13 protein-coding genes, 1 tRNA gene and 1 pseudogene are annotated in these 19,948 nt (G+C 70.2%); 9 read left to right on the top strand and 6 right to left on the bottom strand.

What is annotated here, in order from left to right; genetic code table 11:
* Position 1: 1 nt before the first annotated feature.
* Positions 2–784 (top strand): enoyl-ACP reductase FabI, encoded by a 783-nt coding sequence (gene fabI / locus ACQ86G_RS16860; RefSeq protein ID WP_431256416.1) that lies wholly within the window; start codon positions 2–4, stop codon positions 782–784.
* Between the two features lie 164 nt (positions 785–948).
* On the opposite strand, the gene ACQ86G_RS16855 is transcribed toward fabI, so the two are convergent.
* Complete coding sequence (locus ACQ86G_RS16855) at positions 949–3,228, bottom strand: Orn/Lys/Arg decarboxylase N-terminal domain-containing protein (RefSeq protein WP_431052006.1); 2,280 nt, start codon at positions 3,226–3,228, stop codon at positions 949–951.
* A gap of 278 nt (positions 3,229–3,506) precedes the next feature.
* On the opposite strand from ACQ86G_RS16855, the gene ACQ86G_RS16850 reads away from it, so the two are divergent.
* The 5 genes and pseudogenes from ACQ86G_RS16850 to sodC all read left to right on the top strand — a co-directional run bounded on the left by ACQ86G_RS16850 (position 3,507) and on the right by sodC (position 6,408).
* Positions 3,507–3,938, top strand: coding sequence for an NfeD family protein (locus tag ACQ86G_RS16850; RefSeq protein WP_431256415.1), 432 nt, complete (start codon positions 3,507–3,509; stop codon positions 3,936–3,938).
* Between the two features lie 57 nt (positions 3,939–3,995).
* Positions 3,996–4,922, top strand: coding sequence for an SPFH domain-containing protein (locus ACQ86G_RS16845; protein ID WP_067274606.1), 927 nt, complete (start codon positions 3,996–3,998; stop codon positions 4,920–4,922).
* A 93-nt stretch (positions 4,923–5,015) separates the two neighbouring features.
* Positions 5,016–5,106: transfer RNA gene (locus ACQ86G_RS16840), tRNA-Ser, on the top strand.
* Between the two features lie 83 nt (positions 5,107–5,189).
* Positions 5,190–5,816: a LysE family translocator gene (locus tag ACQ86G_RS16835; protein WP_431256414.1), complete on the top strand. Its 627-nt coding sequence runs from the start codon at positions 5,190–5,192 to the stop codon at positions 5,814–5,816.
* A 65-nt stretch (positions 5,817–5,881) separates the two neighbouring features.
* Positions 5,882–6,408 (top strand): annotated as a pseudogene (gene sodC / locus ACQ86G_RS16830) (superoxide dismutase [Cu-Zn] SodC).
* Between the two features lie 80 nt (positions 6,409–6,488).
* Here sodC and ACQ86G_RS16825 read toward each other — a convergent pair.
* The 5 genes from ACQ86G_RS16825 to ACQ86G_RS16805 form a co-directional block, all read right to left on the bottom strand.
* Positions 6,489–7,574 carry a MauE/DoxX family redox-associated membrane protein gene (locus ACQ86G_RS16825; protein ID WP_431256413.1) on the bottom strand — a complete coding sequence of 362 codons (1,086 nt, stop codon included), beginning with the start codon at positions 7,572–7,574 and terminating at the stop codon, positions 6,489–6,491.
* A gap of 105 nt (positions 7,575–7,679) precedes the next feature.
* Complete coding sequence (locus ACQ86G_RS16820; RefSeq protein ID WP_431256412.1) at positions 7,680–8,747, bottom strand: hypothetical protein; 1,068 nt, start codon at positions 8,745–8,747, stop codon at positions 7,680–7,682.
* 23 nt (positions 8,748–8,770) lie between these two features.
* On the bottom strand, positions 8,771–9,514 hold the full coding sequence (locus ACQ86G_RS16815; protein ID WP_431256411.1) for a hypothetical protein: 744 nt from the start codon (positions 9,512–9,514) through the stop codon (positions 8,771–8,773).
* 145 nt (positions 9,515–9,659) lie between these two features.
* Positions 9,660–9,980, bottom strand: a complete 321-nt coding sequence (locus ACQ86G_RS16810; RefSeq protein ID WP_431256410.1) for a PEP-CTERM sorting domain-containing protein — start codon at positions 9,978–9,980, stop codon at positions 9,660–9,662.
* Positions 9,977–10,189, bottom strand: a complete 213-nt coding sequence (locus ACQ86G_RS16805) for a hypothetical protein (protein ID WP_431256409.1) — start codon at positions 10,187–10,189, stop codon at positions 9,977–9,979. The genes ACQ86G_RS16810 and ACQ86G_RS16805 overlap by 4 nt, the downstream gene beginning before the upstream one ends.
* Before the next feature lie 562 nt (positions 10,190–10,751).
* Between ACQ86G_RS16805 and ACQ86G_RS16800 the strand changes: the two genes are divergently transcribed.
* From ACQ86G_RS16800 to ACQ86G_RS16790, 3 genes are all read left to right on the top strand, one after another.
* Positions 10,752–10,991: a hypothetical protein gene (locus ACQ86G_RS16800; protein WP_431256408.1), complete on the top strand. Its 240-nt coding sequence runs from the start codon at positions 10,752–10,754 to the stop codon at positions 10,989–10,991.
* 139 nt (positions 10,992–11,130) lie between these two features.
* A complete protein-coding gene (locus tag ACQ86G_RS16795) occupies positions 11,131–18,027 on the top strand; it encodes a glucoamylase family protein (protein ID WP_431256407.1) in 6,897 nt (2,298 codons plus the stop codon).
* The gene (locus ACQ86G_RS16790) at positions 18,024–19,904 is read left to right on the top strand and encodes a GH36-type glycosyl hydrolase domain-containing protein (RefSeq protein WP_431256406.1); all 1,881 of its coding nucleotides are present in this window, start codon (positions 18,024–18,026) and stop codon (positions 19,902–19,904) included. The genes ACQ86G_RS16795 and ACQ86G_RS16790 overlap by 4 nt, the downstream gene beginning before the upstream one ends.
* The last annotated feature ends 44 nt before the right edge of the window (positions 19,905–19,948 follow it).

Here is a 19,948-nt window from a genome sequence, read left to right as displayed (position 1 = left end):
CATGGGATTTCTCGCTGGCAAGCGACTGCTGATCACGGGCGTGCTGTCCAACCGCTCGATCGCCTACGGCATCGCCAAGGCCTGCCACCGCGAAGGCGCTGAACTGGCCTTCAGCTACCAGGGCGAGCGCTTCAAGGATCGCATCACCGAATTCGCCGCCGAGTTCGATTCCAAACTGGTGTTCGATTGCGACGTGAGCGACGACGCCCAGATCGATCGCCTGTTCGAGGACCTCGGTCAGCATTGGCCGGAATTCGACGGTTTCGTGCATTCGATCGGCTTCGCGCCGCGCGAAGCGATCGCCGGCGAATTCCTGGACGGCATGACGCGCGAGAACTTCCGCATCGCGCACGACATCTCCGCCTACAGCTTCCCGGCCATGGCCAAGGCCGCACAGCCGCGCCTGCGCGCCGGTGCCGCGCTGCTGACCCTGTCCTATCTGGGGGCGGACCGCTTCGTTCCCAACTACAACACGATGGGCTTGGCCAAGGCGTCGCTGGAAGCCAGCGTGCGCTACCTCGCTTATGGCCTGGGCAGCAAGGGCATCCGGGTGAACGGCATCTCCGCCGGCCCGATCAAGACGCTGGCCGCCTCCGGCATCAAGGACTTCGGCAAGCTGCTCAAGCAGTTCGCGGACAGCGCCGCCATCAAGCGCAACGTCACGATCGAGGACGTCGGCAACACCGCCGCCTTCCTGCTGTCTGATCTTGCAGGCGGCATCAGCTCGGAAATCGTCTACGTCGACGGCGGCTTCAGCCACGGCGCGATGGCCGGGACGGAGTGACCGTCGGATGACTCCGGTCACCGGCGAAAGCCGCGCCGGGGTCTCCTCATACGTCTCGCAGGCTCCACAAATCGTCGACCCCGGCCCGGCTTCCGCCGGCTCCAACCGAGGATCACGAGCGACAACAGGCCCCTCGGGGCCTGTTGGCGTTTGTGGGGCGCTGGTTACTTCTTCGTGTCGATCACGCAGTCCACGTAGTAGCGCGTGATGCCGTCGTCGCCCTTCTCCGCCACGAGGCCGTGGACGTCGGTGGCGAAGCCCGGGAACTTGGCGTTGAAGTCTCTGGTGAACTTCAGGTAGTCGACGATGCGCTTGTTGAAGCGCTCGCCCGGGATCAGCAGCGGGATGCCCGGGGGATACGGCGTCAGCAGCGCGGTCGTGACGCGGCCTTCCAGCTTGTCGATCTCGACGCGCTCCGTCTTGCGATGCGCGATGTGCGCATACGCGTCCGACGGCTTCATCGCCGGCTCCAGCTCCGACAGGTAGACCTCGGTCGTCAGGCGCGCGATGTCGCCCGAGGCATAGGCCTCGTGCACGCTCTGGCTCAGGTCGCGCAGGCCCATGCGCTCATAGCGCGGGAAGGCCGCGACGAAGTCCGGCAGGATGCGCCAGATCGGCGCGTTGCGGTCGTAGTCGTCCTTGAACTGCTGCAATGCGGTCAGCAGCGTGTTCCAGCGGCCCTTGGTGATGCCGATGGTGAACATGATGAAGAACGAGTACAGACCCGTCTTCTCGACCACCACGCCGTGCTCGGCCAGGAACTTGGTGACGATGCTGGCCGGGATGCCGGTCTTGGCGAACTTGCCGCTCATGTCCAGCCCCGGCGTGATGACCGTGGACTTGATCGGATCCAGCATGTTGAAGCCGGCCTCGATCGGGCCGAAGCCGTGCCACTTCTCGTTGGCCTTCAACATCCAGTCGGCGGCCTTGCCGATGCCGTCGGTGGCGAGCTTGTCCGGACCCCAGACCTTGAACCACCAGTCCTTGCCGTAGTCCTTCTCGACCTTGCGCATCGCGCGGCGGAAGTCCAGCGCCTCGCTGATGGACTCTTCCACCAGAGCGGTGCCGCCCGGGGGCTCCATCATCGCGGCCGCGACGTCGCAGCTGGCGATGATCGAGTACTGCGGGCTGGTCGAGGTGTGCATCAGGTACGCCTCGTTGAACAGGTGCTTGTCCAGCTTGACGTTCTGCGAGTCCTGCACCAGCACCTGCGAGGCCTGCGAGATGCCGGCCAGCAGCTTGTGGGTCGACTGCGTGGCGTAGACCATCGCGGTCTTCGGACGCGGACGGTGCTTGCCCATCGCGTGGTACGAGCCGTAGAAGTTGTGGAAGGCCGCGTGCGGCAGCCACGCCTCGTCGAAGTGCAGCGTGTCGATCCAGCCGTCCAGCTTGGACTTGATGGTCTCGGTGTTGTAGAGCACGCCGTCGTAGGTGCTCTGCGTCAGCGTCATGATCCGCGGCTTGGCCTTCTTCGCGTCCACGCCCTTGAGCAGCGGGTTCTTGGCGATCTTCTTGCGGATGGTCTCGGGCGAGAACTCGCTCTCCGGGATCGGGCCGATGATGCCGTAGTGGTTGCGCGTGGGCGTCATGAAGACCGGCACCGCGCCGGTCATGATGATGCTGTGCAGGATGGACTTGTGGCAGTTGCGGTCCACGACCACGATGTCGCCCGGCGCCACCGTGTGGTGCCAGACCATCTTGTTGGACGTCGACGTGCCGTTGGTGACGAAGAAGCAGTGGTCCGCATTGAAGATGCGGGCGGCGTTCTTCTCGCTCTCGGCGACCGGGCCGGTGTGGTCCAGCAGCTGGCCCAGTTCCTCGACCGCGTTGCAGACGTCGGCGCGCAGCATGTTCTCGCCGAAGAACTGGTGGAACATCTGGCCCACCGGGCTCTTCAGGAAGGCCACGCCGCCGGAGTGCCCCGGGCAGTGCCACGAGTAGGAACCGTCCTGCGCATAGGCCATCAGCGCCTTGAAGAACGGCGGCGCCAGGCCGTCGAGGTAGCTCCTCGACTCGCGGATGATGTGACGCGCCACGAACTCGGGCGTGTCCTCGAACATGTGGATGAAGCCGTGCAGCTCGCGCAGCACGTCATTGGGCAGATGCTGCGAGGTGCGCGTCTCGCCGTAGACGTAGATGGGGATGTCCGCGTTCTTGAAGCGGATCTCCTGGATGAACTTGCGCAGGTTCAGGACCGCCGGGTCCAGCTCCGCGCCGTCGCCGTTGCCGGAGAACTCCTCGTCGTCGATCGACAGGATGAAGGCGCTGGCGCGGCTCTGCTGCTGGGCGAACTGGCTCAGGTCGCCGTAGCTCGTGACGCCCAGGACCTCGAAGCCCTCTTTCTGTATGGCCTCCGCGAGCGCGCGGATGCCCAAACCCGAGGTGTTCTCGGAGCGATAGTCCTCGTCGATGATGACGATGGGAAAGCGGAAACGCGGCGTCATGAAGGCCTCCGGATCGGGGCAGGTCAAACAAGAAAGGCGCGAAGTGTAGGGCTACAGCCGTGTCACGCAAGTGTTGATCGGGCGTTGTCGCAGAAACAGAACGGCCATGCCGCCGATCTCCCGTCAATGACCCGGGGATGGGGTCTCAATGGCTCGGAAAAGCGGGGATCCCACCCCCTTCGGAACCACCGGGCAAGCACCGACCCCGGGCGTACACTGACCCGACTCGAAGGACCGGGCGAATCACGGATCGTCCGGCAGTCAGCTAGGAGGAATCGATGGACTGGAGTCTCGCCACCTGGTGGTGGGTGATCTGCGGCGTGCTGGTGGCGGCGGAGCTCGCGACCGGCACGACGTTCTATCTCTTGATGCTGGCGCTGGGCGCGGCAGCCGCCGCGTTGACGGCCCATCTCGGCGGGCCGTTCTCGGCGCAGCTGGTGATCGCCGCGGCGATCGGCGGCGGCGCGGTGACCTGGTGGCACCTGCGCCTGCGTCGCCACCCGAGACTGCCTGCCGCAGAGAACCCCAACGTCAACCTCGACATCGGCCAGAGCCTGGACGTCGCGCACTGGCGCGCCGACGGCACCGCCGAGGTCCGCTATCGCGGCGCCGCCTGGCAGGCGCGCTTCGTCGGCAACGGCGCTCCGGCCATCGGGCGACACGTCATCCGTGGCGTCGAGGGCAGTTGCCTGCTCGTCGAGCCGGCCTGATCCGCCCTTCCCCCCGTCCCGTCCCACCATTTCATTCCCCGGAGGAGAGTCCCGCTCATGGAAATCATCGCCCTGGTCATCCTGATCGTCGCCATCGTCTTCGTCATCCAGTCGGTGAAGGTGGTCCCGCAGCAGAACGCCTGGGTCGTGGAACGGCTCGGCAAGTACCACGGCACGCTGACGCCGGGACTGAACATCCTGGTGCCTTTCGTGGACCGGCTGGCCTACAAGCACTCGCTCAAGGAGATCCCGCTCGACGTGCCCAGCCAGGTCTGCATCACGCGCGACAACACCCAGCTGACGGTGGACGGCATCCTGTACTTCCAGGTGACGGACGCGATGCGCGCCAGCTACGGCTCGAGCAACTACATCATCGCGATCACGCAGCTGGCGCAGACGACGCTGCGCTCGGTGATCGGCCGCATGGAGCTGGACCGGACCTTCGAGGAACGCGACGTGATCAACAGCTCCGTCGTGCAGGCGCTGGACGAGGCCGCGCTGAACTGGGGCGTGAAGGTGCTGCGCTATGAGATCAAGGACCTGACGCCGCCGGCGGAGATCCTGCGTTCGATGCAGGCGCAGATCACGGCGGAGCGCGAGAAGCGCGCGCTGATCGCGGCCTCGGAAGGCCGGCGCCAGGAGCAGATCAACATCGCGACCGGCGAGCGCGAGGCCGCGATCGCCCGCTCCGAGGGCGAGAAGCAGGCCGAGATCAACAAGGCGCAGGGCGAGGCCGCGGCCATCCTGTCCGTGGCGGAAGCGAGCGCCGAGGCGATCCGCAAGGTCGCGGCCGCGATCCAGCAGCCCGGCGGCAGCGACGCGGTGCAGCTGAAGGTCGCGGAGAAGGCGGTCGAGGCCTTCTCGCAGCTGGCCCAGAAGAACAACACCATGATCGTGCCGGCCAACATGAGCGAGGTCTCGGGCCTGATCGGCACGGCGATGGCGCTGATCAAGAGCGACAAGGTGATCCAGCCGGGCCGCTGAGCGTTCGATCGCCCTGCCCCTTCACATCCGCCGGCCCACTCGCCCCGCAAGTTTCATTCGGGGTCGAAAATCTGCGCTATGATGGCGGGCTTCGGAGAGATGGATGAGCGGTTTAAGTCGCACGCCTGGAAAGCGTGTGTAGGTTAATAGCCTACCGAGGGTTCGAATCCCTCTCTCTCCGCCAAGACTTCCAGCACAACGGGCCTCGAGTGATCGAGGCCCGTTTGCTTTTGGATGACGCCGGGACGAGACCTATCATTCGCCCCCATGCTGACCTTCGAACAATTCTTCGGTTTCCTGCTCGCTGCCACCTTGATCACGGCGTCGCCGGGTCCCGACAACCTGATGGTGCTCGGCATGGGCATCTCGAAGGGACGCCGTCACGGCATGGCCTTCGGCCTCGGGTGCGCGCTCGGCTGCCTGAGCCACACGGTACTGGCCGCCATCGGCGTCAGCGCGCTGATCGCAGCGTCGCCGGTCGCGTTCACCGCATTGAAGGTCTGCGGCGGGCTCTACCTGATCTGGCTCGGCATCAAGGCGCTGCGCAGCCGCGGCGGCGCGACGGTCGGCGACGCGTCGCAGGTCGAGGACTCGCTGTCGCGCCTGTTCTTCAAGGGTGTCTTCGCCAACGCGATCAATCCGAAGGTCGTGCTGTTCTTCCTGTCCTTCCTGCCGCAGTTCGTCGTGCCGGCGCAGGGACACGTCGCCGCGCAGACCGCCCTGCTCGGCCTGACCTTCACGCTGCAGGCGGCCGTGCTGTTCGGCCTGCTGGGCTACTTCGCCGGCGCGATCGGCCAATGGCTGCAGCGCAAGCCGCGTGCGGGCCTGTGGCTGGACCGCATCGCCGGCGCCGTGTTCGTCGCACTGGGACTGCGCCTGATCGTGTCGCGCTGAGGAGGTCGCTCCGACGGGGGCACACGGATTGCCATCCGTTCCCACCCCCAAGTCAGGAGACTCGCATGACCCTTCGCCCGTTGCTGGCCGCCGCGCTGGTGGCCTGCCTGCCCGTGACCGCCGCGCTCGCCGCCGAAGCCACCGTGACCTTGAAGGTCGCCACCCCGCAGGGGGAAGGCGGCCCGGTCGGCACCGTCACGATGGAGGACACGAAATACGGCCTCGTGTTCACGCCCAAACTCACCGGCCTGCCGCCGGGGCTGCACGGATTCCACGTGCACGCGAACCCGTCCTGCGCCGCCGCCGACAAGGACGGCAAGCCCTCCCCGCTGAAGCGGCCGGTGGCCACTTCGATCCGAAGAAGTCGGGCAAGCACGGCGAACCCTGGGGCGATGGCCACCTGGGTGACCTGCCGCCGATGTTCGTCAACGGGGAAGGGGAAGCGATGCAACCCGTGCTCGCGCCGCGCCTGAAGCTGGCCGACGTGAAGGGCCATGCGCTGATGGTCCACGCGGGCGGCGACAACCACGCCGACCACCCTGCCCCGTTGGGCGGTGGCGGCGCGCGCATCGCCTGCGGCGTGATCCAGTGATCCTCGGATCCACTGATCCTTGAATCGACGGGTTCTGGTGATCCGTCAGCACGACCCCGGCACCTGCCGGGGTCTGCCGATCACGCGGAAGCCAAGGGCAGCGCGTGACCTTCACCGTGCGCCAGCACCGGCGCGTCGTACAACGCTCGGATCGCGTCGCGCCCCACTGCCACCGTGCTCAGGATGCGGCCATCGGCGCCCACCCACAGCGCGCTCGGCGTGGCGATCACGCCGAAGAGCTGGTTGATGTCCTGCCCCGACTGCAGCACCACGCGATCCGGCGCGAGGTTGTTGAAGGTCGTGCGGTTGGACTCGGCGCTGCCGCTGCTGATGGTGAGCCAGTGCACCGGTTCGCCGTCCTGGCGGCGCCAGGACGCCATCTCCTTCATGACCTCGTGGCACGGCGCGCATTGCGGTCCGACGAAGACCAGCAGCTGCGAGCCCGACTGTGCGACGTAGTCCGCCAGTGTGCGCGTGTTGCCTGCCACGGTCGGCGCGGCGAAGGCCGGCGCGGCCTGGCCGACATGCAGCACCTGGTTGGACACCAGCGACTCCAGGCTGGGCACGCCGCCCGCGGGCTCGATGCCCAGCGACTGCAGCCGCAGCTCCAGGTGGTCGATCTTCAGCAGCAGGCGTCCCTGCTGGCGCGCCAGATGCAGCACCAGCCAGCCCAGCAGCCCCACCGCGAGCACCAGCACCGTCGAGAGCAAGACCTGCCCCCGCCCGCTGGAGACCAGCGTGCCGGTCAGCGATGCCGCGCCTTCAGCCGCCAGCGCGCCGGACAGCAGCCAGGCCGCGAGCGCGACCAGCAGGCCGTTGCGCGCGACGCTGGCCCACGAGATCGGCTGCGAACGCGTCTGCCCGAAGCAGTTGCACGAGGGCTTGTTGCCCTGCGCCAGCTGCGCCGCCATCGCCGCGGCGAAGACGGCCAGCAGCCCGGCCGCCAGCGCGATGCCGACCATGGGCGCCCACGGCAGCACCACCAGCAGCGCGACCGCGAACTCCAGCAGCGGCAGCAGCCAGGCGCCAGCGCGCGCCGGCGCCGCCGGCACGCCGAAGCTGCGCAGTGCCTGCGCAGTCGCATCCGGCTCCGCCAGCTTGGACCACGCCGCGAGCGCGAACACGCCCGCCAGGAACCAGCCCCCCAACACGATCAGGATGTCCATGAAGCGTCTCCCTTCCCGTTCCGTTCCGATTCGTTCCGCTTGTCCGGTGTCGCCACCAATGGTCGCGCCCGGCCGAATGGCCGGGCGACGTGACAAGGCCTTGCCTTACTTCGCTCGCATCTCGCCCGAGCCCTGAGCCGGACCGGCGGTCGTCATGCCGAAGCTGGGCACCGAGGCCGACCGGCTCGCCAGACTCGACCCGACCACGAAGCAGGGCCGGATACAGATCGGCGTCGATCCGCAGCAGGTCACGCTGACGCAGGCCCATCCGGACGGGCAACCCGCCGAGGACGAACAGGTCGGCAATCCCGCGCACGACTGCGGCAGATGGCAGAAGCCGCGGCCCTCGATGGTCTGGAAGCAGACGCAACCCGGATCCTGGCAACTCGGCAGCGCGCCGCAGGTGCCGCCTGGGCAGGTCGGGCAAGGCTGCGTGCCGCAGCAATCGCAACCGGCCTGCTGGGCCGCGGTGAAGGCGTCGCCGCCGGCGTTGTTGACCGCCTGGTAGTAGGCGCCCGCGGCCGCCTTGCAGGCGCCGCGCTTGATCTTGTTGCTGTCCACCGAGATCGGTCCGACCTGCACCATGTTGACGGGGTAGGCCGCGTCGCAGGAACTGGTCATGCAGCTGTAGAAGGTGTTGTCGCAACCGCCCTTGGCCTGGTTGCACTCGCCGTAGCAGCAGTCGTGGCCGTTGCAGCAGCCGAGGAAGCTGGCCGCGCCGTACTGCGACGGGAACTGCGTGCCGCCCGCCGCGCCGCAGCCGTTGGGCGTGCAGCTGTAGCCGGGGTGCGCGACCTTGTTGGGGCAGGCCGCGAGGTCCGCCACCGGATGCTTGTTGGCGATCGCGCCGCTGGGCAGGCAGCACTGCAGCGCCGGGTCGTAGAGCTGGCGACCGCACAGGCAGTCCGCCGCCGCCTGCGCCGTGCGCGGCAGCAGGCCGCCGGCCAGCGTCGAGAACACGCCCAGCACCGACACCTTCAGCACGTCGCGGCGCGAGCCCTGGCTGCCCAGCGAGCGGGTGAAGTTGTCGAAGGCGTTGTCGGCCAGATGCCCCTGGAGGTCGATGGCGTCATCCGATCGCAGGGCGGGCGAATCGCTGGCGGAGAAACCGCCCATGCCGCGTCGCAAGAGCGCCGCGACGCGTTGCCCGAAACCGAAGGTGCGTTCTGTCATGGATCACTCCTTGCTGGCGCCGCTCAGGCGCGCGACGGCGTCAGCGTGTAGTCGGCGGACACCTTGCCGGCGTCGTCGGCCGCGTGGTCCCAGGCGACCAGGCTCGCGCCGGTCGATTCGGAGCCCGTGCGCGGGCTCATCAGCTGGAAGCCGGACAAGGTCGCCCCCGGTGCCACGTGGTTCGGATACGGCGGGACCAGGTCCGAGGCGACCCAGGTCACGTAGGTCATGCCGTCGGTGTCCGCTTCCCAGCCCGGCGGCGTGCCCGTCACCGTCACCGGCGCGTTCACCGACAGCGACAGCGTCGCGATGTGCTGGCCGCTGCCCGCCGGCTCGTTGTTGGTCAGCGCGTAGCTCCAGTAGTTGGGCGTGGTCGTGACCGCGAGCGAGGCGCGCAGCTCGTCGGCCGGGAAGCTCCCCGCCGCCGGCACACGCACGTAGCGGCTGACCGTGAGGCCGTAGGCCACGCCGGCGACGACGTAGGACCCGCGCACCGTCAGCAGCAGGTTGGCGTTGTCCACCAGGCCCGCGTCGGAGAAGCGCCCGGCGAAGGTCGTCGACGACGAGGCCCCGAGCGTGCCCAGCACGATGGGCGCGTTCGGCGGGCTCTGCCGCGTCGCGCTGCCGTAGGTGATGCTCGTGATCTGCACGCCTTGCAGCGCCGATTCACCGATGTTCATCAACGGGATGTTCAACCTCACCTGACCGGCGAAGCGCTGGATGAATGGCGCGCCGAGGGTCACGCGCGCGGAGACGACTGTGGCCATGCCTGCCCCTTGTGATGTCTCGAAGAGAGTCGAAGTGGACCCGTCGTGCCGGGCGCGTCCGCTGATGCCTGAAGGCCGGTCGCCGCGGGGGACGGGGGACGGGAGAGGGAAGCGACCGGCGGCGTGATCCGCCGGCCGTCCGTGCTCAGGTGCCGGCGGGTAGCGCCGACGGACCGGAAGGATCGGCCCGGCGATGGGCGCGTCGCACGACCAGCGGCACCAGCGCGATCAGCGCCAGGGCGAGCGTGCCGGGTTCCGGCACGTCGCTCGCCGCCGCGGCGCGCACCGTCACCGCCACCAGCACCTCTTCGGCGAAGTTGCCGTTGATGTCCGACAGCAGGATGGAGAGGTCGAAGTTCAGATCCGCGAGGATGTCGGGCAGCGTCGCGATCATCAACAGGTCGAGCACGGGACTGATCGTCCGGTCGGGGATCACCACCTCGGGATCGCCCAGCAGCGGCGTCACGTCCACGAACGGGAACGGATAGCCGCTGAGCGAGGGGAAAAGTCCGTGGTCAGCAGCGGGCCGCCGCTGACATTGGTGATCTGGCCGGTGATGACGACGCTGTCGCCGGCGTCCAGCACCACCGAGGTCTGGGTCGTGGTGAGCGTGATCGGCGCGGCGGTCGCGGGCACCGCGGACAGGCCGAGCAGGCCGGCCGCGGAGGCGGCCATCAGGACCCCTCTTGCCAAGAGTCGGGCACCCATGTGTCGACTTCTCTGGAACCAGGCTGTCGCGAGCATGATCACCCTCCTGTGCGCCGATGGCGCCCCTGTTGCGATGCGATTGCTGCGAAGTCTAGGAGTCGACGGGCGCCCCGCGCACCCCCTATCTCTTAAGCGGGGACAGCCCCCCTCATTCGAGGCAGCCTGCCCTGCAAGCCCCTGTCCATCGGGCTTGCGACGCATCGTGTCTCCTCTGAAGCGCCCCCGCGCGCGCCTCTGGCCGACACCCGCCGGCGACCGTCGGCGACCGTCGGACATGCCGGCGCAAGGGACACGCGCGAGCACGGCCCCGGTGACAGTCAAGGGACATCCGCCGTCCCTGGCAGGGACAAGACAGGGACACGAAGGGTCTTCCCTCGCGGTTGACATCGCGCTCGAATTCATGCCTTGGCATGGGTATTTGGATGGCCATCGGCGGCGGCCGGACCGATTGCTTGCGCAGGCATGGTGCTTGCCGAGCTGATACGTCCGGTTTCAGACCGCTTCATCCACTTGCAGAGAGGTTCCCACCATGAACAGCCCAGTCGGCCCGCTCCGTCCGATCGTCGAGGTCGGCCCGGTCGGCACCGCCGTCCCGCACCTCTACGACCCAGCGCTTCAGCGCCACCTGCTGCAGTGCGCGAAGGCCCGAGGGCGATGGTTCGGCGTGGCGTTGTTCGCTGAACGTGCGCGTGGCCTCGTGCTGCCACGACTGGCCACCACGGCCGCGCTGGGCGCCGTCACCCTCGGACTGGTGGCCCACTGGCTATGACCGACCTCCGGAGCGCGAACGACCCCACCCGATCCCCCGCTGCCGAGCCGGGGGCTCCGTCGGAACGCTCTCCGGATCCGGGGGCTGCGGCGCCCCTGAAATTGCGGAAGAACTTGCGTTGCTCGACCCGGCGCTCGGCATGATCGAGCCACCGGTCCGGGCCGTGCTGTTCGGTCAGGCGCGCTTCGAACAACATGGGCGCAGCCTCGCGCAGGCGCAGGCGGTCCAGGGCACGGCCGGCGCCGGCCAGTTCTTCCCGCGGCTCGACGACAACGTCGCGATGCTGCAGCAGACGCGCCGTCTGATCGAGAAGCGCCATCGCGACTTCCGCCATCTCGGCGCCGCCGGCAAATGGCTGCTGGACAACGCCGCGCTGATCGACGAGCAGATGCACCAAGTGCGTCGCGGCCTCCCGCGCAGCTTCTTCCGACTGTTGCCGCGCCTGCGCGACGAGCCGCTGGCCGGCCTGCCGCGCATCTACGGCGTCGCGTGGGCCTGGGTCGCGCACACCGACGGCGGCTTCGACACCGAGCTGCTGGCCGCCTACCTGCGCGCCTACCAGGAGGAACGTGCGTTGTCGCTGGCGGAGCTGTGGGCGTTGCCGACCACGCTGCGCGTGGTGCTGGTCGAGAACCTGCGCCGCCTGGCGGAGCGCTTCGCGACGCTGCAGGCGGCGCGCGACGTCGTCCATCACTGGTACGACGGCCGACCCACGGAGGTCGGCATCGAGGCGATCACGCGCCTCGAGCCGCGCATGAAGGAACGCGGCGTCCTCGACGCGTTCTGGCTGCAGATCGATCATCGCCTCGAGGAATTGCCGCAGCCGCTGATGGGCGAACTCGCCGCCTGGCTCAGCACGCGGCTGCCCGCACCCGCCCAGGCCCTGGTGCGGCAACAGGACGAATCGATCCGCGACCTGCAGAGCATCCGCAACGCGATCACCGCGCTGCGGCGCATCGACCAGACGGACTGGCGCCGCCTGATCCAGACCGTGAGTCCGGTGATGCAGACGCTGGGCCGGTCGCCGGTGTTCGCCGCCGAGGCCGCGGACACGCAGGACATGACGCTGCACGAGATCGAGGCGCTCGCGCGCAAGTGCGAGAAGAGCGAGCTCGACATCGCCCGCCAGCTGCTGGAACTGACACAGCGCGCCGGGCCGCCGGAGGACGGCGAGCCCGACCGCCGCAGCGCGCCGGTCTACTGGTGGCGCGGCGCCGGCCGGCCCACGCTGCTCGCGGCGCTGGGCCTGCGCGAGCGGCGGTGGCCGCCGCACGACACCGCGCCCGGCCAGCGCTGGGCGGCGGTGGCCTACCTCGGCGGCCTCGCGCTGCTGGGACTGCTCGGCCTGTACTGGCTGATGAGCCAGGCCCGCCCCGGCGCGGCGACCTGGCTGCTGTGGACCGCCGCGGTGCTGGCCGCCGGCCCGATCAGCGAGGCCGTCGTGGCCCTGACGAACCGCTGGATCAGCGAACTCGCCCGCCCCGCGCGCCTGCCTCGCCTGGACTTCTCCGCCGGCCTGCCCGACGCGGAACGCACGCTGGTCGTGATGCCGGTGCTGCTGCCCAACGAGGACGCCATCGCGCCCCTGATCGCGCAGCTGGAACAGCACCACCTCGCGAACCCGGAGCGCCTCGTCCAGTTCGCGCTGCTCAGCGACCATGCCGATGCCTACGAGGAACACCAGCCCGGCGACACGATGATCGTCGTCACCGCCGCGGACGCGATCTCGGCGCTCAACGAGCGCCACGGCCCGCTGGCCGACGGCCAGCCGCGCTTCCTGCTGCTGCATCGCCAGCGAGAATGGTCGTCGACCGAGCGCCGCTGGATCGGCTGGGAGCGCAAGCGCGGCAAGATCGAGCGGCTGCTGCGCGCGCTGGCGACCTCGGCCGGGACCTCGCCGTTCGTCGATTTCGGCGCCCTGTCGCGCCCCGCGCCCGGCGTGCGCCACCTGATCACGCTGGACGCGGACACCGACATGCCGCCGGGCCGTCTGCGCGCCCTCGTCGGCACCGCGGCGCATCCGATGAACCGGCCGCGCGTCGACACCGTGCGCCGCCGCGTCGTCGAGGGCTACGCCATCCTGCAGCCGCGCGTGCTCGCGCCCATGCCGGACGACAAGGAGAGCACGCCGTACCACCGCCTGTTCGTGGGCCAGTTCGGCATCGATCCGTACAGCGCGGTCAGCTCGGAGATCTTCCAGGACCTGTTCGGCGAAGGCAGCTTCACCGGCAAGGGCCTGCTGGACGTGCGCGCCTGCCATGCGGTGCTCGACGCGCGCCTGCCCGAGGGTCAGGTCTTGAGCCACGACCTGCTGGAAGGCAGCATCGCGCGCTGCGCCGGCGTCTCCGACATCACGCTGGTCGAGGACTCGCCGATGCACGCGGACGTCTCGCATGCCCGGCTGCATCGCTGGACGCGCGGCGACTGGCAGCTGCTGCCCTTCATCGCGCGCGCCGGCCGTTACGGCATCCCGCCGATCAACCGCTGGAAGCTGATCGACAACCTGCGCCGCTCGCTGGTCGCGCCGATGTCGCTGGGCCTGATGCTGCTGGTGCTGGGCACCGGCGTGCTGCCCTTCGGGCTGACGCTGGCGGTGGTCGCCGCGGCCTTCGCGATCGGACCGCTGGTCGGCGCGCTGGCGGGGCTGGTGCCCAGCCGTGACGGCCTGGCGCGACGACACTTCTACCGCGAGACCGCGCTCGACCTGCGACGTGCGCTCGGCCTGGCGGCGTGGCACGTCGCGTTGCTGCTGCACCTGTCGCTGCTGTACCTCGACGCGATCGGCCGAGCGCTGTGGCGCCAGACCGTGTCGGGCCGGCGACTGCTCGAGTGGACGACCGCCGCGGCCGCCCAGGCCGCCGCGAAGCGAGAGCTGCCGGCACTCGTCCGTCAGCACCTGCGCGTGCCGATCGCGGCCGCCGTGCTCGGCGGCGTGCTGGCCGCCGCCGCCCTGTCCGGCGCGCCCGTCGACGGCACGGCAGCCCTGCTGCTGCTGATCGTCTGGGCCCTCTCCCCGCTGTGGATCTGGTGGACCAGCGCGCCGCGGGCGCCGCTGCTGCAGCGCGAAGCCGACCTCGACCCGCAGGGTCGCGCCTACCTCTGGCAGCTCGCGCGCGACACCTGGCGTTTCTACGACACGCACGTCGGCGCCGCCGACAACCACCTGCCACCGGACAACGTGCAGCTGACGCCGCACCTGCTCGTGGCGCACCGCACCTCGCCGACCAACATCGGCCTGTACCTGCTGACCGTCGCCTGCGCGCGCGAGATGGGCTTCATCGGCGTCGTGACGATGACGGAGCGGCTGTCGGCGACGCTGGACACGCTGGAGCGCCTGCCGCGCTGGCACGGCCACTTCTACAACTGGTACGACACCGAATCGCTGGTCGTGCTCGCGCCGGGTTACGTCTCGGCGGTCGACAGCGGCAACTGTTCGGCGCATCTGCTGACGGTGGCGCGCGCCTGCGAACTGGCGGCGGAGATGACGCCGGAGCAGCTCGCCGTCGCCCCGCGCGACGCGCTGGCGAAGACGCTGCACCGGCTGCGCGTGATGCAGCCGCCGCTGGCCAACGACGGCGTGCTGGCCGCGGGGGCCGCGCTGGTCGCCGCGCTGATCGATCCCGAGAACGCCGGCGCCGGCGCGGAGGAGCAGCAGGCCGTGCTGCGCGCGCAGGTCGCGGCGGCGCGCTCAGAACTGGACGGCCTCGCGACGGCGGAGTCCTACGAGGCCACGGCGGCGCACTGGCTGCTGCGCGACCTGATCGCGCAGCTGGATTCGTTCTGGCGCGATCACGGCGCCGGCTTCGCCGAGTCGCGCCTGCGGCTGCGGGAGCTGGCCCAGCGCGCGCGGCGCCTCGGCCTGGAGGCCGACTACCGCCCGCTGTACGACCCCGAACGCCGCCTGCTGCGCATCGGCTGGCGCGGCGACGCGCAACAGCTCGACGACAACCACTACGACCTGCTCGCCAGCGAGGCGCGGCTCACCAGCCTGATCGCGATCGCCAAGGGCGACCTGCCGCCCGAGCACTGGCGCTCGCTGGGTCGGCCGTTCTTCTCGCGCGACGGGGCCGGCACCGTGGCCGGCGATTCGCTGGGCCTGAAGTCCTGGACGGGCTCGATGTTCGAGTACCTGATGCCCTCGCTGGTGCTGCGTGAGCCGGCCAACAGCGCGCTGGGCCGCGCGATCCGCACGGCCGTCGCCGAGCAGCGCTTCGAGGCGGGCAGCAAGGGCACGCCGTGGGGCATCTCCGAATCGGCCATCGCCGGACAGGATCACACCCTCGCCTACCAGTACGGACCGCAGGGCGTGCAGACGCTGGCGCTGGCGCGACTGGCCGTCGACGAACGCGTGCTGGCGCCCTATGCGGCCGTGATGGCCGCGATCGTCGCGCCGGTGCGGGTCGTGGCCAACCTGCAGGACTTCGAGCGGCTGGGCGCGCGCGGCGCGTTCGGCTTCATCGAGGCGGTGGACTACACGCCGCAGCGGCAGACCGCCGGCGCGGGCTTCACGCTGGTGCAGACCTACATGGCCCACCACCAGGCGATGGGTTTCGTCGCGCTGACCAACCTGCTGGCCGACGACGCGCCGCGTCGCTGGCTGATGAGCGATCCGCATGTGAAGGCCGTGGCGACGCTGCTGCACGAGCGTGCGCCGCGCGAGGTGGCCCCGCTGTCCGCGGAGATCACGGATCCGACGCCGCGCGCGCGTCAGGTCCGCAAGGCACGGATGGTGCGCGAAAGCGATCCGCTGACGGAGACCCTGCCGCTGACGCACATGCTGACCAACGGCCGTTACTCGGTGGTGCTGCGCAGCCACGGCGGCGGTTACAGCAACTGGGACGGCGTCGCGGTGACGCGCTGGCGCGACGACCTGCTGCGCGACCAGCACGGCAGCTTCACGATGCTGCGCCGCGCCGGGGAGGACGACTGGTTCAGCAACACCGCCCGCCCGACGCCCGATCCGCGGGCGCGCTACGAGGCCCGGATGCAGGCCGAGCGCGTGCTCTTCGAGGCCTCCTGGCCCGACCTGCAGAGCTGCACCACGGTCTGGGTGAGCCCGGAGGACGATTGCGAGCTGCGTCAGGTCGAGCTCATCAACCGCGGCACGAAGCCGCTCGTGCTGGACCTGGTCTCCTCCTTCGAGGCCACGCTCGCACCGCAGCGCGGTGACGAGGCGCACCCGGCCTTCTCCAACCTGTTCATCCAGGCCCGCTGGGACGAGGCGGAACATGCGCTGCACCTGCGGCGCCGGCCGCGCCTGTTCGACGAGGCCGCGATGCGCGCGGTGTTCTTCCTGGCCGGGGTCGACGGCGGCGCGAACTGCGGCAAGACGGCACGGCGCGATGGCGCGCGAGGCGTCGCGCCCGGGAAGGACGCCGTCGGCGTGGAGGGCGCACAGGGCATCGACGCCCGTCCCGACGGCTACACGGTGCGCGAAGTCCTGCCGATCGCCGATCGCGCGCGCTGGCTGGGCCGCTACGGCAGCACGACGCGGCCGGTCGGCGACGCGCGGCCGGAGTTCGTCGACGACGAGGCCGACGTGACCGCTGCCGGCGAACCCGGCCGGCTGCTCGACACGGGGCTGGATCCGATCGCCGGCCTGCGGGTCGGACTGGACCTCGCGCCGGGCGCGACGGTGCGACTGACCTTCTGCACGGCGGCCTCGCGCGACGGCGACCTGCTGCGCGCGCTGGTCGACAAGTACCGGCAGTCGGCGCACGTGGAGCGTTCCGCGTCGATGTCGCACACGATGGGCGGCATCCGGCTGCGCGAGCTGCAGTTCGACACCGCGACCTGGGGCGCGCTGCTGCAGCTCAACACGCTGGTCACCGGCCAGGCCGTCCGCGAGCCCGCGCATGTCCGCGAACCGCGAGGCCGCTGCGACCGCCGCGCGCTGTACCGTTTCGGCATCTCCGGGGACCGGCCCATCCTCATGGTCACCGTCACCGGCGAGGAAGGCATCGACCTGATCCGCGCGCTCAAGAAGGCGCTGCGCATGTGGACCACGCACGCGATCGGCATCGACCTCGTCGTGCTGAACGAGGAACCGTCCTCGTACAACGCGCCGGTGCAGCAGGCGCTGCACGCCTTGCAATCGCGCCTGCAGGGTCAGGCGCAGGGTCGGCCGGGACACCTGTGCTCCGCGCTGCATGTGCTGCGTGACGGCGACCTGCAACCCGACGAGCGCTTCACGCTGCAGACGTTGACACGGCTGCGGCTGCAGGCGGACGGCCGTCCGCTGTCGCAGCAGCTCGAGCGCTGGATCGAGGACACGGCGCCGACGAACGACGCCGAGCGGCTGCCGGTGGCGCATGCGCTGGCCGAGCGTCCCCTGCCGGAGGCGACGCCGCGCCCGCCGGAGGGCCGCTTCGATCCGGACCACGGCGGCTTCGCCTTCGAGGTCTCGCCGGCCCGGCACCCGTCCAAGCCCTGGGTCAACGTGCTCGCGAACCGGGACTTCGGCTGCCAGGTCACCGAGATCGCGGCGGGCTACACCTGGGCCGGCAACAGCCGGATGCACCAGGTCACGCCGTGGTCCAACGACCCGCTGATCGACCCGCCCGGCGAGTGGCTGCTGCTGCACGACCTGGACAACGACCGCGTCTGGCCGCTCGGCCGGCAGCTGCGTCGCGACGCGCCGCTGTCGATCGAGCACGGCATCGGGTACTCGCGCAGCCGGCAGCGGCTGGGCGATCTCCAGGTGGACCTCTGCTGGTGCGTGGACCGCGACGCCTCGGTGAAGCAGGTGCAGGTGCGCATCGACTCCGCCGCCCGGTCACGCCGCCGCTTGCGGCTGGTGGCGCTGGCCGAGTGGCAGCTCGGCAGCGCACGCAGCGAGCGCCTATCGGTGACGACGCACAACGACTGGCTGACGGCCGGAGAACTCGGCGCCGGACTGCCGCAGCCGGAACGCGCGCTCGCGCTGCAGGCGACGCAGCTGGATCACCTCGGCGGATTCGGCGACGCGACGGCTGCCCTCAGCATCCGCCCGCGGCAGCGAGGCGATGGCAGCGGCGCGCGGGGGCCGGCGACGTGAACAGCGCGGGCGGTGCGTCCGGCGGCGATGCCGCTCCGGCGCGCGTACGACTCGACCCGCAGGACTGGACCTGCGACCGCCGGGAGTTCTTCGACAGCGCCGGCCGCATGGTCCTGCCCAAGGCGCTGGGCCGTCGCAGCGGCAGCGGGCTCGATGCCTGCGCGGCGCTGGGCGCGCGCATCGAGCTCGACGGCGCGCAGCCGGCGGAACTGACCGTCCTGCTCGGCCACGCGCCGTCGCCGGACGCCGCGCATGCGCTGATGGAATCGGCCTGGAAGGTCGATCCGGCCACGCGTCTGGACCGCCAGCGCCGGCAATGGCCGGCGCTGCTGGGTGGCCTGCAGGTCTCGACGCCGGACCCGCGCTTCGACGCGCTCACCAACCACTGGCTGCCGTACCAGACGCTGGTCTGCCGCATGTGGGCACGAGCCGGCTTCTACCAGGCCGGCGGCGCGTTCGGCTACCGCGATCAGCTGCAGGATGCGATGGCGCTGACGGATGTCGCGCCGCAGCTGCTGGCCGACCAGATCCGGCGCAGCGCGGCGCGGCAGTTCCCTGAAGGGGATGTGCAGCACTGGTGGCATGAACCGGGCGGCGCGGGCGTGCGGACGCACTTCTCGGACGACCGGCTGTGGCTGCCCTATGCGCTCGCGCACTATCTGGTCCGGACCGGCGACCTGGCGCTACTCGAGGACACGGTGCCCTTCCTCAACGGCCAGCAGGTGCCCGAGGGCGCCGAGGACATCTACGAGAGCCCGCGGACCGACGGACCGATGGCCTCGATCTACGAGCACGCGGCCCGCGCGATCGACCGCAGCCTGGACAGCGGGCAGCACGGGCTGCCGCTGTTCGGGACCGGCGACTGGAACGACGGCATGAACCGCGTCGGCCACGAGGGCAAGGGCGAATCGGTGTGGATGGCGTGGTTCCTGGCACAGGTGATCGAGGACTTCGTGCCGGTCGCCACCGCGCGTGGCGAGCACGAGCGCGTGCAACGCTGGAAGGCGGCGCGCGACGGCTGGATCGCGGCGCTGGACGGCCCCGGCTGGGACGGCCAGTGGTACCGGCGCGGCTTCTTCGACGACGGCTCGCCGCTGGGCTCGTCGGAGAACGCGGAGTGCAAGATCGACCTGATCGCGCAGAGCTGGGCGGTGCTGACCGCGGCGGCCGATCCCGCACATGCGCGGCAGGCGATGGCGAGCGCCTGCGCGCACCTGCTCGATCCGGTGGCGAAGCTGGCGCGGCTGCTGCACCCGCCGCTGGCGATGGCCCAGCCGAGCGCGGGCTACATCCAGTCCTACGCACCGGGCGTGCGCGAGAACGGCGGCCAGTACAACCATGCGGCGGTGTGGTCGCTGATGGCGCTGGCGCGGTTGGGCCAGCGCGACACGATGTGGCAGGTCTACACGGGACTGAGCCCGGCGCACCGCTGGGCCGATCCGCGGCTGGGTCCGACCTACGCGATCGAGCCCTACGTGATGGCCGGCGACATCTACTCGCACGCGCCCTGGGTCGGGCGCGGCGGATGGAGCTGGTACAGCGGCTCGGCGGGCTGGCTGCTGCGGGCGTCGCTGGAATCGATCTGCGGCGTCGTCGTCGAGCAGGGCCGGTTGCGCGTGACGGCCTGCCTGCCGGTGCACTGGGACCAGGCCGAGGTGCGCATCCGGCACCAGGACCGCTGGCTGCGCGTGATCGTCTGCGCCAACGAGACGGCCTGCCGCGCCGCGCAGACCCGTGAACCCGGTGCGCGCCGCGAGAACGCGGGCGAGTCGATCGAGCTGTCATCGCTGTCGCCGGACCAGGCGCTGGTGGTCGTCAGCGTGCCGGAGATGGTGCGGCTGCCGGAGGCAGACGCGCTTCGCACGACAGGACGGTGAGGCGCGGGAGGGCTTGAGCTTTTCCGTCGCTGCTGGCCCTCACC

Origin of the sequence: Roseateles chitinivorans, assembly GCF_050632145.1 — a bacterium.
GTDB lineage: Bacteria > Pseudomonadota > Gammaproteobacteria > Burkholderiales > Burkholderiaceae_C > Roseateles > Roseateles chitinivorans_B.
This window is presented reverse-complemented; position numbering and strand designations above follow the sequence as displayed.

Coding starts and splice junctions, on each gene's coding strand:
- fabI (WP_431256416.1), top strand. CDS start 2: ATGGGATTTCTCGCTGGCAAGCGACTGCTGATCACGGGCGTGCTGTCC.
- ACQ86G_RS16835 (WP_431256414.1), top strand. CDS start 5,190: ATGCTGACCTTCGAACAATTCTTCGGTTTCCTGCTCGCTGCCACCTTG.
- ACQ86G_RS16820 (WP_431256412.1), bottom strand. CDS start 8,747: ATGACAGAACGCACCTTCGGTTTCGGGCAACGCGTCGCGGCGCTCTTG.
- ACQ86G_RS16825 (WP_431256413.1), bottom strand. CDS start 7,574: ATGGACATCCTGATCGTGTTGGGGGGCTGGTTCCTGGCGGGCGTGTTC.
- ACQ86G_RS16805 (WP_431256409.1), bottom strand. CDS start 10,189: ATGGCCGCCTCCGCGGCCGGCCTGCTCGGCCTGTCCGCGGTGCCCGCG.
- ACQ86G_RS16850 (WP_431256415.1), top strand. CDS start 3,507: ATGGACTGGAGTCTCGCCACCTGGTGGTGGGTGATCTGCGGCGTGCTG.
- ACQ86G_RS16845 (WP_067274606.1), top strand. CDS start 3,996: ATGGAAATCATCGCCCTGGTCATCCTGATCGTCGCCATCGTCTTCGTC.
- ACQ86G_RS16855 (WP_431052006.1), bottom strand. CDS start 3,228: ATGACGCCGCGTTTCCGCTTTCCCATCGTCATCATCGACGAGGACTAT.
- ACQ86G_RS16800 (WP_431256408.1), top strand. CDS start 10,752: ATGAACAGCCCAGTCGGCCCGCTCCGTCCGATCGTCGAGGTCGGCCCG.
- ACQ86G_RS16815 (WP_431256411.1), bottom strand. CDS start 9,514: ATGGCCACAGTCGTCTCCGCGCGCGTGACCCTCGGCGCGCCATTCATC.
- ACQ86G_RS16795 (WP_431256407.1), top strand. CDS start 11,131: ATGATCGAGCCACCGGTCCGGGCCGTGCTGTTCGGTCAGGCGCGCTTC.